General features: G+C 70.2%; 1 pseudogene. It reads left to right on the forward strand.

Annotation, left to right across the window (positions count from 1 at the left end):
* Window positions 1–644, forward strand: a pseudogene (locus CCN42_RS40155) (ABC transporter permease); the annotation flags it as partial.
* Window positions 645–811 lie beyond the last annotated feature (167 nt).

Raw genomic sequence — 811 nt, forward strand, 5'->3', positions numbered from 1 at the left:
ACCGCCGCCACCGCCGCCCGCGTCCTGCGCCAGCTCGGCCACGACCCGCGCACCATCGCGATGATGATCCTGATCCCGTGCGTGATGCTGTTCCTGCTGCGCTACGTCTTCGACGGCGACCCACGCACCTTCGACAACATCGGCGCCTCGCTCCTCGGGATCTTCCCGCTGATCACCATGTTCCTGGTGACCTCGATCGCCACCCTGCGCGAACGCACCTCGGGCACCCTCGAACGCCTCCTCGCCCTGCCCCTCGGCAAAGGCGACCTCATAGCCGGCTACGCCCTCGCCTTCGGCACCCTGGCGATCATCCAGTCCGCCCTCGCCACAGCCCTCGCCCTGTGGGCCCTNNGTTCGTCTCCGCCTTCGCGGCCTCCGAGTTCCAGGCCGTCCAGTTCATGCCCGCCGTGATCTTCCCGCAGCTCCTCCTCTGCGGCCTCTTCACCCCGAGGGACACCATGCACCCCGTCCTCGAAGCCATCTCCGACGTGCTGCCCATGTCCTACGCCGTCGACGGCATGAACGAGGTCCTCCACCACACCGACCTGACCACCGACTTCGTCCGCGACGCCCTGGTCGTCGCCGGCTGCGCTCTCCTCGTGCTCACCCTCGGCGCCGCCACTCTGCGACGCCGCACGACCTGACCCGGCCCTCGCCGGCCCCGGAGACCGCCCGTGCGCCGTGACCGTCCGCCCACCGGACACCCGGCCCCAACCGCCGCCCCGAGTGCGAGGATGATCCCGGACGACGCACACCCCGGAGGGCCCCAGCCATGACCCAGAAAGTCGCAGTCCTCGGCACCGGCAAGATC

This window comes from Streptomyces glaucescens (assembly GCF_002154375.1).
Lineage (GTDB): Bacteria > Actinomycetota > Actinomycetes > Streptomycetales > Streptomycetaceae > Streptomyces > Streptomyces glaucescens.